Origin of the sequence: Sporosarcina sp. FA15, from assembly GCF_051550195.1 — a bacterium.
GTDB lineage: Bacteria > Bacillota > Bacilli > Bacillales_A > Planococcaceae > Sporosarcina > Sporosarcina psychrophila.
In genome coordinates this window covers 2,130,790-2,148,040 of the sequence record NZ_CP188818.1, presented here as the reverse complement: position 1 = coordinate 2,148,040, position 17,251 = coordinate 2,130,790, and the positions used below count along the sequence as shown (strand labels likewise).

Genomic DNA, 17,251 nt, shown 5'->3' with positions numbered 1-17,251 from the left:
TCTTTTGTCTTTAAAGCAAAACTCATGTAAAATGAATAACAGTACGTGCTTATTAAGAGGGGGTAGCGTTTATGAAATTCAGATCAGTTTTCGATATAATTGGACCAGTTATGATAGGGCCATCATCTTCACATACTGCCGGCGCTGCAAGAATCGGCCGTGTCGCACGAACACTGTTTGGCAGACAGCCGGAATGGGCTCGGGTTCATCTTTATGGTTCTTTTGCAGAAACGTATAAAGGACACGGTACGGATGTAGCAATTATTGGTGGATTATTAGATTATGATACATTCGATGAGCGTATAAAGTCTGCGTTTGCTGATGCAGAGAAACTTGGATTGACTTTTGAATTTATTCCTGAAGAGGAAGAGGCGGTACATCCGAACACGGCCCGTCTTGTAATTGGGGACAGTGAGGGCGTTATGGAGCTGACTGGAATTTCTATAGGTGGCGGAACGATGGAAGTTGTTGAACTTAACGGATTCCCGCTTAGATTATCGGGGCATTACCCCGCACTTCTCATCGTTCATAATGACCGTTCAGGTGTTATTGCAAGCGTTTCCAACGCAATTGCAAAACTAAATATAAATATTGCACATATGGAAGTTGACCGAAAAGAAAAAGGGGATATGGCCCTTATGGTGATTGAAGTTGATCAAATGATCGACGCAGCACTGATAAATGAGTTGGAATCATTGCCGAATGTAACGCAAGTTTCGACATTGGCAAACTAAAGAACTGTAAAATAGGAGGCAAACATAGATGGACGTTTTATTTAGTAACGTTAAAGAGCTTGTTGCACTTGCAGAGTCGCAGAACAAGCCTATTTCAGAAATCATGATTGAACAAGAAATTCTTATAACAAAACGTACAAGAGAAGAAATCATCGCGCAGATGGACAATAACTTAACGGTGATGGAAAAGGCGGTAGAAAGAGGATTGCAGGGTGTGCATTCAGCATCCGGTCTTACGGGTGGCGATGCGGTTCTTATTCAAAAATATATGGCATCAGGCAAATCTCTTTGCGGCGATGTGGTTATGGATGCTGTCAGTAAGGCAGTCGCTACGAATGAAGTAAACGCAGCAATGGGGACGATTTGTGCAACGCCAACAGCGGGTGCAGCAGGAATCGTACCTGGTACTTTGTTTGCGGTGAAAAATAAATTGAATCCTACACGGGAACAAATGATTAATTATTTATTTACGTCTGGTGCTTTCGGGTTTGTCGTTGCGAATAATGCATCGATATCAGGCGCAGCAGGTGGATGCCAGGCGGAAACAGGTTCAGCAGGTTCAATGGCAGCCGCTGCAATTGTTGAAATGGCGGGCGGGACTCCACAACAAAGTGCAGAAGCATTTTCTATCGTTATGAAGAATATGTTAGGTCTTGTCTGTGATCCGGTTGCTGGACTTGTTGAAGTACCATGTGTGAAACGGAATGCAATGGGAGCGGCAAAGGCACTCGTTGGAGCAGATATGGCACTAGCAGGCGTCGTTAGCCGTATTCCTACAGATGAAGTAATTGAAGCGATGCATAAAATAGGTAAGTCAATGCCTTCAGCGTTACGGGAAACAGCTAAAGGCGGATTGGCTGCTACGCCAACCGGAAAAGCGCTTGAAGCGAAGATATTTGGTAAGGATAAGGTAGATAGTGACACTGTCAATTCATGATTCTGTCACGACGATAAAAGGAGTCGGAAAAGCGGCCGGCGAACAGCTTGAGGCACTTGGAGTTTCAACGCTTCAAGACCTCTTCATGACGTTCCCGTACCGTCATGAAGACTTCAGGTTAAAAGATTTGACTGAAACCCCGCATAATGAACGAGTCACAATTGAAGGAAGGGTCGAAAGTCAGCCTTCCATTCTTTTCTTGGGGAAAAATAGATCCCGTTTACAAATCCGTCTTCTTGCCGGAAGGCATCTTGTGAAGGCGGTTTTTTTCAATCAACATTACTTAAAAGAGCGTTTGTCACTTGGGACGATTGTCACAGTTACTGGGAAATGGGATCGGGGCAGGCAAGTAATCAATGTAAGCAACTTCAAGGACGGCCCAAAAACAGATCAAGCTGATTTTGAGCCGGTATACAGTTTGAAAGGTGTTATGCATCAGAAGACATTTCGGCGCTTCATGCGAAGTGCATTGGATGCAGCTGTCGGTCAGCACGCAGAATCACTACCCGCTGATATTCGTGAAATGTATCGATTGCCAGCCATCGGAAATGGACTTGAGATGATTCATTTTCCAACAAGCCCTGCTGATGTGAAACATGCGAGAAGACGTTTTGTCTATGAGGAACTGCTCATGTTCCAGCTGAAGATGCTGGGCATGAAGAAAGCACGAAAAGAAGCGGAGAAAGGTGTAGCTATCGACTATGACCTTGCCAAAGTGAAGACTTTCATCGCAGCATTGCCATTTGAATTGACAGGGGCTCAAAAGCGGGTTGTCAATGAATTATGTGGGGAACTAAAAAGTCCGACTAGGATGAACCGTCTCCTTCAGGGAGATGTTGGTTCCGGAAAGACAGTCGTAGCGGCAATCGCTTTGTATGCTGCTATCACGGCAGGATTTCAGGGGGCCCTTATGGCACCTACAGAAATCCTTGCCGAACAGCACGCATCTACGCTTGCAGAATGGCTTGAACCGCACGGCATTACAGTTGCTTTCCTCGCTGGATCTACAAAGGCGAAGGCGAGAAGAGATTTGCTTGAAAAACTTGAATCAGGTGAAGTGGATTTGCTTATCGGCACGCACGCCCTCATTCAACCTGATGTCATCTTTAAAAATCCTGGGTTGGTTATTACGGATGAACAGCATCGTTTCGGTGTCGAACAACGGCGCGTTTTACGGGATAAAGGATTGAATCCTGATGTTCTATTCATGACTGCAACTCCGATTCCACGAACGCTTGCTATTACTGCTTTTGGTGAAATGGATGTCTCCATACTCGATGAGTTGCCGGCTGGCCGAAAACTTATTGAAACACATTGGTTGAAAGAGGATTCCCTTCTTCCAGTTTTACGGAAGATGGAAAATGAATTAAGTGCCGGACGTCAGGCATATGTTATTTGTCCATTAATCGAGGAATCCGACAAATTAGATGTCCAAAATGCAGTGGATGTCCATAGTCAGCTTTCGACTCATTTTAGTGGTAAATACACAGTCGGTCTCATGCATGGCCGTCTTCATTCGGACGATAAAGATGCCATCATGCGCGATTTCAGTGAAGGTAAAATCGATGTTCTAGTGTCGACGACTGTCGTTGAAGTCGGAGTCAACGTACCAAATGCGACGTTCATGCTTATTTACGACGCGACGCGCTTTGGACTTGCTCAACTCCATCAGCTGAGGGGGCGAGTAGGTCGGGGCGCCGAGCAATCCTATTGCGTTCTGCTTGCTGATCCCAAAACCGAAGAGGGAAAAGAGCGGATGCAAACGATGACAGAAACGAATGATGGATTTGTTTTAGCAGAAAAGGACCTCGAACTAAGAGGTGCCGGCGATTTCTTTGGGAAAAAGCAAAGCGGTATGCCTGAGTTTAAAGTAGCAGATCCCGTCCACGATTATAGGGCGCTCGAAACGGCAAGGAAAGACGCGGAACAACTATTAGAGTCGCTTCACTTTTGGGAAGATCAGGAATACGGCATGCTGAGATCGCATCTTGAAGAGTCGGGTGCTCTTAGTGGCGATAGGATTGATTGAGGGTCTACAGGATGTCGGTCATGCGGCTGGGAGGGTGAACTAAACTAGCATCCCACCTAATTGCCGCACGATGCGGCGAACTTAGGCTGCGTTCCTTAAAAACGGTCGTCTCCTCATTTCTGTGCTGTCCAGCTTCATGCGCTTTTCGGGGTTAAACAGGCGCTTCCGCATTTCAGTGCTGTCTAGCTTCGACTCCCAGATGCTCGGGTCATAAGCCGCTTCGGCTGTGCGGCAAAGGGCGCCGCTCCGCCAAATCGTCTTATGCCTGTCGCATCTAAACGGTCGTCTCCGCATTTCTGTGCTTGCTTTCTTTTTTCTATTTTTATATACTGCTATTAGTACCAAGTGCTAATCCGGAAGGTGAACCGATTGAGAATGCCTAAAAAGGAAAGGCAACGACTGCTTGGAAAGTTGCTTGAAGAAAATCCATTCCTGACAGATGAAGAATTGTCGGAACATTTTACTGTAAGTGTCCAGACGATACGTTTGGACAGGCTAGAGCGCGGAATTCCCGAACTGCGGGAACGTTTGAAAACGGTTGCGTCTCGAACGATGAAAGAGGAAGTGAAGTCTCTTCACTCCGATGAAGTCTTTGGGGATATCATCGATATGGAACTCGATAAGAGGGCGCTGTCGATATTTGATGTGACTGAAGATCATGTCTTCCAGCGTAACGGAATTGCGCGTGGACATCATCTGTTTGCCCAGGCAAACTCACTTGCTGTTGCAGTTATGAATGATGATCTTGCTTTGACTGTGAAGTCGACCATTGACTTTTTGAAACCGGTGAGTGCTGGCGATAGAGTTGTTGCACGTGCAGAAGTGAAGAAAGAAAGTCTGGGAGAAAAGCGGACATTAGTCATGGTCGCATCGACGGTCAATGACGAAACGGTATTCACTGGCGAATTTCACATGTACCGGACGACTGATAGGAAGCAGGGGGAATTAAAATGATCATAGCTGTAGATGGAATGGGCGGAGATCATGCGCCTGGTGAAATTATTGCCGGTGCGCTTAAAAGTCTCGCTGAGTTCGAAGATATAAACATACATATTTATGGTGATGAACAGGCGATGGCACCTTTCTTGAAGGAGCATGCCCGCCTAAAAGTGATTCACTGTACAGAGAAAATTGAACCAGACGATGAGCCGGTTCGTGCTATCCGCCGGAAAAAAGATGCGTCAATGGTAAGGATGGCTCAAGCTGTTAAAGATGGCGAAGCTTCAGCTTGCGTCTCTGCTGGTAATACAGGTGCTTTAATGGCGGCAGGTCTATTCATCGTAGGTAGGATTGATGGTATTGAGAGACCTGCCTTAGCACCTACACTTCCGACGATCGATGGAAAAGGATTTGTCATGCTGGACCTTGGTGCAAATTCGGATGCGAAACCATCTCATCTTGAACAATATGCGGTTATGGGAAGTATCTACGCCACAAAGGTGCGGGGGCTTGAAAATCCACGCGTCGGCTTATTAAATATCGGAACCGAAGAAGGAAAAGGGAATGAATTGACAAAGGCTGCTTTTGACTTGCTTTCGAAAGCGCCCATTAATTTTATCGGCAACGTTGAGTCGCGTGATCTATTGACTGGCGTGGCGGACGTCGTCATTACAGATGGCTTCACGGGTAATATGGTTCTGAAAACGCTGGAAGGGACTGCATCTGCTTTCTTCTCTATGTTGAAAGAAGTGTATAGCGCTTCATTGAAGTCAAAACTGTCTGCAGCACTTGTGAAAGACGATTTGCGTGGACTGAAAAACAAAATGGATTACACAGAGTATGGTGGGGCGGGTTTATTTGGTTTGAATTCGCCTGTTATAAAAGCACATGGTTCTTCAAATGCGAATGCTATATTGAACGCCGTTCGGCAAGCGAGAACAATGGTGGAATATGATGTTTGTGGAACAATTCGTGAAACGATAAGAAAGGTGGAAAATTGATGACAAAGATTGCATTCATTTTCCCGGGACAAGGTTCACAATCGGCTGGAATGGGAAAAGAGTTCGCGGAAACGCATGACAAAAGTAAGCAATTCTTAGAACAGGCAGACCGTGTACTTGATTTTCAACTTAGTCAATTAATTCTAGAAGGACCTCAAGATGAACTGACGCTGACATACAATGCGCAGCCAGCACTACTTACCGTCGGATCGATGATTGCTTCGCGATTGATAGACGAAGGCGTTACGCCAGACTTTACGGCAGGACATAGTCTTGGGGAATATACGGCACTCGTTGCCTCGGGTGTAATGTCATTTGAAGACGGAGTGTCAGTCGTTCATAAGCGAGGCTTGTACATGAATGAAGCGGTGCCTGCTGGTGAAGGGGCAATGGCGGCAATTCTTGGACTTGATGGGCAGAAGTTAAAAGAAGTAACAGATGCTATTACAGCAGATGGTTTCGCTGTACAACCGGCCAACTTGAATTGTCCGGGACAAATCGTTATTTCCGGTACGAAAGCAGGCGTCGAGAAAGCGTGTGTCCAATTGAAAGAAGCGGGCGCGAAAAGAGCGATTCCGCTGGATGTAAGCGGACCGTTTCACTCTTCACTTATGCAACCGGCGGCAGAAAAACTGCGGGCTGCACTTGATGAGGTCGAGATGAAGGATGCATCCATTCCAGTTGTTGCTAATGTGAATGCTTCGGTCGTTACTGATCGTGTGGATATAAAAGGCTTCCTCGTCGAACAACTTTATTCCCCGGTACTTTGGGAAGATTCCGTACGTACATTGCTTGACCTTGGAGTTACTCATTTCATCGAATGTGGTCCAGGAAAAGTACTAAGTGGCCTCGTTAAAAAGATTGACCGGAGTGTAACGGTGTTCCCAGTCTATGATGAAGAGACATTGCAAACGGTAATCGAAGCTTCGAAAGGGTGGTCGTAATGGGTAGATTTGATGGGAAATCCGCAATTGTCACGGGAGCATCACGTGGAATTGGCCGTGAAATAGTACTACTTCTTGCTAAAGAAGGCGCACGAGTTGCTGTCAACTACAGCGGAAGTAAGGATAAAGCGGATGACGTCGTTAAGTTGATTACAGAATCCGGTGGAGAAGCGTTCGCTATTCAGGCAGACGTATCCGATGCTGACGGTGTTAAAATCATGGTTGATAAAACTTTGGAAATGTTTGGATCTATTGATATCCTTGTCAATAATGCAGGTATTACGAGAGACAATTTGCTCATGCGTATGAAAGAAGACGAATGGGACGATGTCATTAATATCAATTTAAAAGGTGTTTTTCTTTGTACAAAAGGCGTCACTCGCCAAATGATGAGACAACGTGCAGGAAGAATCGTCAACGTTGCATCGATTGTCGGTGTTTCTGGAAATCCTGGACAAGCAAACTATGTAGCAGCAAAAGCTGGCGTCATCGGTTTTACAAAGACGGCGGCAAAAGAACTCGCTTCACGCAACATTAATGTAAACGCAGTAGCGCCTGGTTTCATTACGACGGATATGACGGATGCATTGAGCGAAGAAGTGAAGAATCAAATGCTATCGGTTATTCCGCTAGGTAAACTTGGCAGACCTGAAGATGTCGCACGTACTGTTCTGTTCTTATTATCGGAGGATGCAGTCTATATTACGGGTCAAACGATTCATGTTGATGGTGGTATGGTAATGTAATAGAGGTGTTAAAGCGCTTTGGTGTCTGCTCTAGCGCCTATGCTTTTCTTATTGTCCAGTTCCAGCGCCTAGAGGCTCGGGTCATAAGTCGGTCCAGCTATGTAGCAAAGAACGCTGCTCCGCTGGCCCGTCTTATGCCTGTCGCCTCTGACCAGGCGCTTCCACTTTTCTTGAGAGGAGGTGACAAATTTGTCAACAGTACTTGAACGTGTAACTAAAGTAATTGTCGACCGCCTTGGCGTCGATGAAAGTGAAGTTAAAATGGAAGCTTCTTTCCGTGATGATCTAGGCGCCGATTCATTGGACGTCGTAGAATTAGTAATGGAATTAGAAGATGAGTTCGAAATGGAAATTTCCGATGATGAAGCTGAAAAGATTGCAACTGTCGGTGACGCAGTTTCGCATATCGAAACGAAAGTGAACTAATTGCTATTCTGATTGAGACTCTTTCATCCTTTCTACTTGAAAGGATTGAAAGCGTCTCTTTTCGGGTTTATAGCAAACTTTTTTTGCACTGTGGCGTTGAAAAGGGTAAAATTATAAACATTATGTACCGAAAGGCAGAATCGATGATGACCCATACAAACAACTTCAAAGGAAAAAAAACAATTGCGCTTTTACCCGTAGCGATTCGAAACAAATTCGATGACTTACAAAATGAATTGGACGTCCATTTCAAAAACAAATCACTACTGTATAATGCATTTACACATTCATCTTATGTGAATGAGCATCGGAGAAAAAATTTCACGGATAATGAGAGATTGGAATTTTTAGGTGACGCGGTTCTTGAGTTAGGTGTGTCCCGATTCCTTTATTCGACAGAGCCTAATATGACTGAAGGGGAACTTACGAAACTAAGGGCTGCGATTGTTTGCGAACCGTCCCTTGTGAAGTTTTCTAACGAACTTGGGTTAGGTCGCTTTATCCTGCTTGGGAAAGGGGAGGAGCAGACGGGTGGACGAATGCGCCCTGCATTACTCGCTGACGTATTTGAGGCGTTTATAGGCGCTCTGTACATAGATCAAGGGATGGAGGCGGTTATCCCATTCCTTGAAAAAGTCGTCTTCCCTAAAATTAGTGTCGGTGCTTTTTCGCATGTGATGGATTATAAAAGCCGTCTTCAGGAAATCGTTCAACAGACGAATAATGGTCAATTGCAGTATGAAATCGTTGAAGAGAAAGGTCCTGCTCATGCGAAAAGTTTCGTAACTGTCGTGCGACTTGGCGATGAACAACTTGGAACTGGTCTCGGTAAATCAAAAAAAGAGGCCGAGCAAGAAGCAGCCCGCCATGCAATTCAAGATTTAAAGAGTCGGCAGGCTGAAGGAGAGAATTAATCGTGTTTTTGAAAAGACTTGAAATTATGGGATTCAAATCATTCGCTGAACGGATTGCGATTGATTTTGTCCCTGGTGTTACAGCTGTAGTTGGTCCAAATGGAAGTGGAAAAAGTAATATTACAGATGCTATTCGTTGGGTTCTTGGCGAACAATCGGCGAAATCGCTCCGTGGTTCTAAAATGGAAGATGTCATCTTTGCGGGGAGTGATTCACGTAAATCACTTAATTTTGCAGAGGTGACGCTTATTCTTGATAATAGTAAAGGTCTTTTTCCACTCGACTATACGGAAGTAAGTGTCAGCAGGCGCGTTTTCCGATCAGGGGAGAGCGCTTATCTATTAAACGGCCAACAGTGCCGGCTGAAAGATATCAATGATGTGTTCATGGATTCTGGACTTGGGAAAGAAGCATTTTCAATGATTTCTCAAGGGCGCGTAGATGAAATTTTAAATAGCCGCCCTGAAGACAGACGAAGCATTTTTGACGAAGCGGCGGGAGTTCTGAAGTACAGAACGAGGAAAAAGAAAGCGGAGCACAAATTATTTGAGACGGAAGACAATCTTGACCGTGTGCTTGATATTTTAAAAGAGCTTGAATCGAGAATTGAGCCGTTACGGAATAGTGCAGAAGCTGCTAAAAAACATAAAGTGCTTTCGGAAGAGACGCGTGAAGCGGATGTGTCTCTGCTGACCTTTGACGCGGGAAATCTCCGCAATGAAATTTTGAAAAGATCGCAAGAAGCCGAAAAGTTTCAGGAGAAGAAGATTTTACTTGAGGCTGAATCAAGGAAAGCTGAAGAAGCGTCCGAATTTGCGAAGAAAGAACTTGCGAAAATGGACGAACAATTGGATGCGTTACAAAAAAAACTTGTAGTCACAAGTGCAGAGACAGAAAAGTGGGAAGGAAGACGTCTTTTATCACTTGAAAAACGTCGCAATGCTGACCAGTTAATTGAAAGGTCTCGATTTGAACTTGCTAATACCGAAACTGAGTTGGCAACACTTTCAGAAAAACTTGGTGCGGCCCGTGAAAAGCAGCAACAGTCAGAAATAGAATACGAAAAAACAAAAGTTGAGATGGATGGTATTTCTCACATACTGAAACGCTCTGTCAAAGAGACGGAAAAAGAAATAGATGAATTGAAATCAGCTTATATTGACAGGTTGAACGAGGAAGCGACGATCCGCAACGACTTGAAGCACGCGGAAGAGCGTCTTCAAGGGGAGCAGTCTTCATCCGAAAAAATTATACTTCAGACATCTATTTTGCAGGAACGCTATGAAAAACTTACACAGGAAAAATCTGTGAAAGCGAATTCGTTGACTGTCTTGAAACGGAAATTGAAGGAATCGGATTCGGCCTATCGTGAATTGTCAAAGGCGTTGCGTAAGACTGAAGATGAACTCGCTTCACAGCAGGAACTCATGCAAAAGGCACTTAACAAGCAACATGAAATGCATGGTAGAGTTCGTGCACTTGAAAGTATGGAAGCGGATTTCTCAGGTTTCTATTCAGGTGTAAAAGAGATTCTTGTTGCGAAAAAGTCAGGAAAACTAGCCGGAATTGACGGTGCAGTCGCAGAACTTATTTCCGTTGAAAAAGAGTATATAAAAGCGGTGGAAACAGCGCTTGGCGGTGCGATGCAACATATTGTGACGGCAACTGAACCGGAAGCGAGAAAAGCAATCGGCTACTTAAAAGCGAAGAACGCTGGAAGGGCAACATTCCTGCCGAGAGATGTGATGAAATCCCGGAAAATTCAACCAGCAGCATTGCGCTCGGTTGAACTGCATCCCGAATACATCGGAACTGCCGATCGTCTTGTACAGACTGATGCTACATATGCACTTATCACTGAAAACTTACTTGGTAATACGATTGTCGCAAAAACGCTCGTAGGGGCATCCGCCATTGCGGGGATACTCGGCTATCGTTTCCGTGTCGTGACGCTTGACGGGGATGTTGTGAATGCTGGTGGTTCACTTACAGGTGGTGGAGTCAAAGGACAGGCATCCGTCTTCACAAGAAAAGCTGAACTCGAAACGTTACAGCTGCAACTAACTCGTATGGCTGATTCAATTGAGTCCGCTACTAAGAAAATAGGCGACACGAAAATGGGCGTTGCCAAGCAGATATACGAAGTGGATCAGTTACGTAAACTAACGGACAGTCTGCAAATTGAAATTGCAGCAGCGGAATCTGGCATTCGTGAAACTGACATCGCCATTAAGTCGGTGGAATCAGAGATAGCATCGACTGAGATGGGAAGACGCGGTGTCGAGAATACTGGATCGGAATTGTTAGAAAAGAAAGCAGCATTACATCAAAATCATAAACGCGTGAAAAGTGAGCTAGAAGCAATTCAATCCAAAGTGGAGTCGCTTGAACGTCTAGCTACTAATCGGAGGAACGAAGAGGCTACATTAACAAGTCGATACAATGAGCTTCGAGAGTGCATAGCTGTTTTGCGTGAACAGAAAGCACATCTGCAAGTGACAATCGACGAAATGGAAGATGCTTCTGCTCAAGCCAAAGTTAAATTGACTGCCTTGCGTGATGAAATGCAGTATTTCACTGGTAATGAAAATGGTGGAGAGTTGAGCGCGGAACAAATCGCAATGGAGATTGAAAGGGCATCTGCTGACAAGAAATTAATCGAGAAATCGATTATGACAGACAGGGAAATCCGCACAAAGCTTGCAAATTTACTTGAAGAGAAAAGTGCAACGCTTCAAAAACTTCGAGCTAGTACGGGAGAAACAATCTCTGCATTGAATGCGGTCTCTATCGTGCTATCACGTCTCGAAGTGAAATATGAAGCGGTCACGCAGCAGCTTCTAACTGAATATGGATTGTTTGCGGATGGAATTATTGCGGACGATTTTGATGAAGTGAAGACCAGAGAAAAAGTTGAATCTTTAAAACGTCAACTGGCAGTTTTGGGACCCGTTAATCCCGGAGCTATTGTGGAGTTTGAAGAAGTATCTGAACGTCATCTCTTTTTGGATGAACAGCGTAATGATTTATTAGAAGCGAAAACGACACTTCACGAAGCGATGAGTGAGATGGACGCTGAAATGACAACGCGTTTTTTGACGACATTCAATGCTGTCCAGAACCGCTTCCGACATGTGTTTAAGGAAATGTTTGGGGGCGGTGAGGCGGATTTGATACTTACGCAACCTGACAATTTACTTGAAACTGGTGTGGAAATTGTCGCACGTCCGCCAGGGAAAAAGCTGCAAAGTTTAAGCCTTTTATCAGGTGGAGAACGTGCGTTAACTGCGATTTCGTTGTTATTTTCAATCATCGAAGTACGACCAGTACCTTTTTGTATTCTTGATGAAGTCGAAGCCGCGCTCGACGAAGCGAATGTCATACGCTACAGTAAATACCTGAAGAAGTTTTCGGAGAAGACACAATTCATCGTTATTACACATCGGAAGGGTACGATGGAAGGTGCGGATGTGCTCTATGGAATCACGATGCAGGAATCAGGCGTGTCCAGGGTTATTTCGGTTAAAATTTCCGAGGTGCCGGAAGAAGCAATCATGTAAAGGAGTGACTATAATTGTCTTTTTTTAAGAAACTCAAGGAAAAAATCACGGGTACAAACGAAGCAGTAACAGAGAAATTTAAAGATGGTTTATCAAAAACGCGAGATCAGTTCACATCCAAAGTGAATGATCTTGTTGCGCGTTTCAGAGTAATTGACGAAGAATTCTTTGAGGAATTGGAAGAGCTACTGTTACAGGCCGATGTCGGTTTTGAAACAGTCATGGAGCTCATCGATTTACTTAAAGTTGAAGTACAGCGAAAAAATATTAAAGATACAGCGGGCATTCAATCAGTTATTTCTGAAAAACTGGTTGAAATCTACCAAGCTGGCGAAGAACTCGACAACGAACTGCGTATTCAAGAAGACGGTCTAACTGTTATCTTAATGGTAGGCGTTAATGGCGTTGGAAAAACGACGACAATTGGGAAGTTGGCAGCGCGACTTATGGCAGAAGGCAAGACGGTTATGCTTGCGGCTGGCGACACATTCCGTGCTGGTGCTATCGATCAACTTGTCGTCTGGGGTGAACGTGCTGGAGTAGAAGTAATCCGTCAATCGGAAGGGTCTGACCCTGCTGCAGTCATGTACGACGCAATCCGTGCTGCAAAAAACCGCAAAGTGGACGTTCTTATTTGTGATACCGCGGGAAGGCTTCAAAATAAAGTGAATCTGATGAATGAACTTCAAAAAGTGCACCGGGTTATCAGTAAAGAAGTAGAAGGCGCACCGCATGAAGTACTCTTAGCGCTCGATGCAACAACGGGGCAAAACGCATTGATCCAAGCGGAGACATTCAAAGAAGCGACGAATGTTACAGGCATCGTCTTGACGAAGCTTGATGGCACAGCAAAAGGCGGCATCGTACTTGCTATTAGGAAAAAGTTAAATATCCCAGTTAAATTCGTTGGACTCGGTGAAGGTGTGGATGATCTACAACCGTTTGATCCAGAAAAGTATGTCTACGGCCTATTTGCGGATGGACTTGAACAAGAAGATAATGTCTAGGCGTTTGCGTTTTTCCACACAGACAAGTAAAATGACTTGACAGTACGAGGTTGTCATACTATGATGACTTAGGAAGAACATAGCGGGGAGGCAAAGCGTATGACGCTTGCAAAAACGACACGCATTAACTTCCTCTTTGATTTTTATCAGTCACTTTTGACTGATAAACAAAGACTTTATATGCAACTTTACTATTTAGAAGATCTTTCACTCGGTGAGATTGCTGGTGAATACGGCGTATCGCGTCAGGCTGTCTATGACAATGTTCGCCGGACGGAAGCGATGCTCGAAGATTATGAAATGAAGTTGAATTTATTTTCAGAATTCCAGAAGCGAGCAGAAATTGTAGATTATCTTGAGCAGCTCATAACCGATACAGATAAAAAATCGGAAACAATCAAAGAATTGTTAAGTGCGTTAAGAAATCATGAGTAGGAGGCTCTGTGCATGGCATTTGAAGGATTAGCCCAGCGCCTGCAAGGGACGCTACAGAAAATTAGGGGCAAAGGTAAGATTGACGAAGCTGATGTCAAGGAAATGATGCGTGAAGTACGTTTTGCGCTTATTGAAGCCGATGTTAACTTGAAAGTTGTCAAAGAGTTTGTCAAAACAGTAAGTGAACGTGCAGTCGGACATGACGTCATGAAGAGTCTAACTCCCGGTCAACAGGTTGTTAAAATTGTTAAAGATGAACTAACGAATCTGATGGGCGGCGAGCAGAACCCAATCCAGTTTGCACGAAAATCACCTACTGTCATTATGATGGTCGGTCTGCAAGGTGCGGGTAAAACGACAACCACGGGGAAACTGGCAAGCGTACTTCGCAAACGGCACAATAAAAAGCCGCTACTTGTCGCGGCAGACGTTTACAGACCCGCTGCGATTCAGCAGTTAGAAACACTCGGTAAGCAGTTAACAATGCCTGTGTTCGCACTGGGAACTGACATTTCACCTGTTGAAATTGTACGCCAGGCGCTTGCAGAGGCGGAGAAAGAACATCATGATGTCGTGATCATTGATACAGCTGGAAGGCTACATGTTGACGAAGTACTGATGCAGGAACTGAAGGATATTCGGGACCTTAGTACACCGGACGAAGTATTCCTTGTCGTTGATGCAATGACTGGGCAGGATGCTGTAAATGTCGCTAAAAGTTTCGATGATACTGTCGGAATAACAGGCGTTATCCTGACTAAACTTGACGGGGATACTCGAGGCGGAGCGGCGCTTTCTATCCGAGCTGTTACAGACAAACCGATTAAGTTTGTCGGGATGGGCGAGAAGATGGATGCACTGGAACCGTTTCATCCGGAACGTATGGCATCCCGAATTCTTGGTATGGGCGATGTCATGTCACTTATTGAAAAAGCACAGGAGAATGTCGATGAAGAGAAGTCGAAGGAACTTGAAGAGAAGTTCCGGACGCAATCATTTACGCTCGATGACTTCCTTGATCAGCTTCAGCAAGTCAAGAAGATGGGGCCACTCGACGAAATTTTGAAAATGATGCCCGGTGCCAATAAAATCAAAGGTCTCGAAAATGCTAAAGTTGACGAAGGCCAAATGGGGCGCGTTGAAGCGGTAATCCAATCGATGACTACGGCGGAGCGCAATACACCTGAGATCATCAATGCAAATCGTCGCAAGCGAATTGCAAAAGGGTCAGGAACAACCATTCAAGATGTCAATCGGCTATTAAAGCAATTCGAAGACATGAAAAAAATGGTTAAACAAATGACCGGCATGCAACAAAAAGGTAAAAAGAAGATGAAAATGCCTGGATTGGATTCGTTTTTTAAATAAAATCCCGGATTTTTGAAAGAAATTCAAGGTGTTAAGAAAAAACACTTTACAAACAACAGAAAGCTTGATAATATACTATCTTGTGTGAAACTATTCGGAGGTGCAAGTAAAAATGTCAGTAAAAATTCGTCTTAAACGTATGGGAGCAAAGAAAACTCCTTTCTATCGTATTGTAGTAGCAGATTCACGTTCACCACGTGATGGTCGTCAAATCGAAACGGTTGGTACTTACAACCCGCTTACAAAACCAGCTGAAGTAAAAATCAATGAAGAGCTAGCTCTTAAATGGCTTCAAGAGGGTGCGAAACCATCTGATACTGTCCGTAACCTGTTTTCCGACAAAGGCATCATGGAAAAATACCATAACGCTAAACTCGGTAAGTAATCAGGAGGGGTGTACATGAAGCAGCTGATTGAGACAATCGTTAAACCGTTAGTCGATTATCCAGAGGATGTTCGGATTGCAATGGATGAACATGATAATCGTGTCATCTATAAACTATCCGTAAATCCCGAAGATATGGGAAAAGTTATCGGAAAGCAGGGACGTGTTGCGAAAGCGATACGCACCATTGTTTATTCAGCAGCAGGCAGTCACCACGGCAAGAAGGTTTATATCGATATTATAGATTGATACAGAAAAGGAGGGAGCCTATGTTCCTTCCTTTTTTGTCTATTTAAGTTGAACACATGAATGCCTATATTAACTGAGCGTAGGCGCCTCAATGGGGTAGCCGTAGCCATTAGCCTGGTAGCGAAGCTGCTTGGCTTATGGCGGGAGGCATCCCCGAGCGCCGTAGCGGATTCAATGGAATTCTTTATTTCGGCATATATAAGTTATTATTATTTAAAATAAAGGAAGGTGTGATTTTTATGCAATGGTTTAACGTTGGTACAATTGTTAATACGCACGGTATCCGTGGAGAAGTCCGCGTTATCTCGCGTACTCATTTCCCGGAAGAACGCTATACGGTCGGAAACAAGCTTGCCTTGTTCATGCCGGACAGCAAGACACCTATTTACTTAACTGTAGCAAGTCATCGTCAGCACAAGACCTTTGACTTGTTAACATTTGAAAATCATCCAAATCTTAACGATGTTGAAAAGTATCGCAACGGTATTTTCATGATACCGGAAAACCAACTTGGCGATTTGGACGAAAACGAATTCTACTACCACGAAATCGTTGGTTGTACAGTGTTCACGACTGAAGGTATCGAACTAGGTGAAGTGACTGAAATTCTTGAAACCGGTGCGAATGATGTGTGGACGGTAACGCCTGAAAAAGGTAAGCCTCACTACATTCCTTATATCGAAGACATCGTTAAAGAAGTCGATATAGCTGGTAAGAAAATCATCATTGATCCGATGGAAGGACTTCTTTCATGATGAAAATCGATGTCCTTTCACTGTTTCCGGAAATGTTCGAAGGTGTTCTTCATTCCTCGATCATGAAAAAGGCGCAGGCGAACGGTGCAGTCACATTTGGTGTCACCGATTTTCGTGATTATTCTACAAGCAAGCATCGTAAAGTTGACGATTATCCTTATGGCGGAGGCGCGGGTATGGTCCTTAAACCTGAACCGCTCTTTGCAGCAGTCGAAGCTATATCTGAAGGGCTTGAAAAACCCCCGCGTGTCATTCTGATGTGTCCTCAGGGAGAAACATTTACACAGAAGATAGCGGAAGAGCTTTCTTCTGAAGAACATGTCGTGTTCATATGCGGCCATTATGAGGGCTATGACGAGCGTATACGCCAGTATCTTGTCACGGACGAGTTATCCATTGGCGACTTCGTCCTAACGGGTGGAGAGATCGCTGCAATGGCTGTGATTGACAGTGTTGTCCGGTTGTTGCCGAATGTCCTTGGCAATGCTGATTCACCTGTGCTCGATTCATTTTCGACAGGATTGCTTGAACATCCGCAATACACACGCCCATCTAATTTTAATGGGATGGAAGTACCGGATGTATTGTTATCCGGCAATCATGCAGAAATCGATAAATGGCGTGAACAGCAGTCATTGCTCCGGACGTTCGAACGCAGAAAAGATTTGCTGAAAGATGCACCGCTTACTGAGCATCAACGCAAGTTCCTTCATCAATTAAAGCGAGAAAACAAATAAGTAGATGACCTTGCAACGACTTGTGATTTGTGGTACTATCTACTATGTGCTTCTATGTAAGTACATACTGACAGATGTTCCGCTG

Annotated in this window: 17 protein-coding genes; all 17 read left to right on the top strand. The window is 44.5% G+C overall.

Translation table 11 applies throughout. The annotated features are described in order from the left end of the window. Positions 1-71: 71 nt before the first annotated feature. Positions 72-734, top strand: a complete 663-nt coding sequence (sdaAB, locus tag ACP8HG_RS10365) for an L-serine ammonia-lyase, iron-sulfur-dependent subunit beta (RefSeq protein ID WP_187045421.1) — start codon at positions 72-74, stop codon at positions 732-734. Between the two features lie 28 nt (positions 735-762). Continuing rightward, on the top strand, positions 763-1,671 hold the full coding sequence (gene sdaAA, locus ACP8HG_RS10360; protein WP_186671272.1) for an L-serine ammonia-lyase, iron-sulfur-dependent, subunit alpha: 909 nt from the start codon (positions 763-765) through the stop codon (positions 1,669-1,671). After that, entirely contained in the window at positions 1,658-3,700 is a 2,043-nt protein-coding gene (gene recG / locus ACP8HG_RS10355; protein ID WP_438298644.1) for an ATP-dependent DNA helicase RecG, read from the top strand. Before sdaAA ends, recG begins: the two co-directional genes overlap by 14 nt. Before the next feature lie 369 nt (positions 3,701-4,069). Further along, positions 4,070-4,654 (top strand): transcription factor FapR, encoded by a 585-nt coding sequence (gene fapR / locus ACP8HG_RS10350; RefSeq protein ID WP_438298588.1) that lies wholly within the window; start codon positions 4,070-4,072, stop codon positions 4,652-4,654. After that, the gene (gene plsX / locus ACP8HG_RS10345; RefSeq protein WP_354312451.1) at positions 4,651-5,640 is read left to right on the top strand and encodes a phosphate acyltransferase PlsX; all 990 of its coding nucleotides are present in this window, start codon (positions 4,651-4,653) and stop codon (positions 5,638-5,640) included. The genes fapR and plsX overlap by 4 nt, the downstream gene beginning before the upstream one ends. Then, positions 5,640-6,584, top strand: coding sequence for an ACP S-malonyltransferase (gene fabD, locus ACP8HG_RS10340; protein ID WP_342538754.1), 945 nt, complete (start codon positions 5,640-5,642; stop codon positions 6,582-6,584). Before plsX ends, fabD begins: the two co-directional genes overlap by 1 nt. Continuing rightward, on the top strand, positions 6,584-7,330 hold the full coding sequence (gene fabG, locus ACP8HG_RS10335; RefSeq protein WP_438298587.1) for a 3-oxoacyl-[acyl-carrier-protein] reductase: 747 nt from the start codon (positions 6,584-6,586) through the stop codon (positions 7,328-7,330). The genes fabD and fabG overlap by 1 nt, the downstream gene beginning before the upstream one ends. A gap of 189 nt (positions 7,331-7,519) precedes the next feature. Then, positions 7,520-7,756, top strand: coding sequence for an acyl carrier protein (locus tag ACP8HG_RS10330; protein ID WP_067211315.1), 237 nt, complete (start codon positions 7,520-7,522; stop codon positions 7,754-7,756). Between the two features lie 146 nt (positions 7,757-7,902). Further along, a complete protein-coding gene (gene rnc, locus ACP8HG_RS10325) occupies positions 7,903-8,670 on the top strand; it encodes a ribonuclease III (protein WP_067214016.1) in 768 nt (255 codons plus the stop codon). A 2-nt stretch (positions 8,671-8,672) separates the two neighbouring features. Continuing rightward, entirely contained in the window at positions 8,673-12,230 is a 3,558-nt protein-coding gene (gene smc, locus ACP8HG_RS10320; RefSeq protein WP_438298586.1) for a chromosome segregation protein SMC, read from the top strand. 14 nt (positions 12,231-12,244) lie between these two features. Further along, complete coding sequence (gene ftsY, locus ACP8HG_RS10315) at positions 12,245-13,237, top strand: signal recognition particle-docking protein FtsY (protein WP_067211310.1); 993 nt, start codon at positions 12,245-12,247, stop codon at positions 13,235-13,237. Positions 13,238-13,336: 99 nt separating this feature from the next. Then, entirely contained in the window at positions 13,337-13,672 is a 336-nt protein-coding gene (locus ACP8HG_RS10310; RefSeq protein ID WP_067211307.1) for a putative DNA-binding protein, read from the top strand. Positions 13,673-13,684: 12 nt separating this feature from the next. Next, a complete protein-coding gene (gene ffh, locus ACP8HG_RS10305; protein ID WP_340740418.1) occupies positions 13,685-15,040 on the top strand; it encodes a signal recognition particle protein in 1,356 nt (451 codons plus the stop codon). A 112-nt stretch (positions 15,041-15,152) separates the two neighbouring features. Further along, positions 15,153-15,425: a 30S ribosomal protein S16 gene (gene rpsP / locus ACP8HG_RS10300; protein ID WP_067211301.1), complete on the top strand. Its 273-nt coding sequence runs from the start codon at positions 15,153-15,155 to the stop codon at positions 15,423-15,425. 15 nt (positions 15,426-15,440) lie between these two features. Beyond that, positions 15,441-15,674, top strand: coding sequence for a KH domain-containing protein (locus tag ACP8HG_RS10295; protein WP_067211298.1), 234 nt, complete (start codon positions 15,441-15,443; stop codon positions 15,672-15,674). Positions 15,675-15,913: 239 nt separating this feature from the next. Further along, positions 15,914-16,429 (top strand): ribosome maturation factor RimM, encoded by a 516-nt coding sequence (gene rimM / locus ACP8HG_RS10290; protein ID WP_067214014.1) that lies wholly within the window; start codon positions 15,914-15,916, stop codon positions 16,427-16,429. Beyond that, a complete protein-coding gene (trmD, locus tag ACP8HG_RS10285; RefSeq protein ID WP_438298643.1) occupies positions 16,429-17,166 on the top strand; it encodes a tRNA (guanosine(37)-N1)-methyltransferase TrmD in 738 nt (245 codons plus the stop codon). The genes rimM and trmD overlap by 1 nt, the downstream gene beginning before the upstream one ends. Positions 17,167-17,251: the final 85 nt, after the last annotated feature.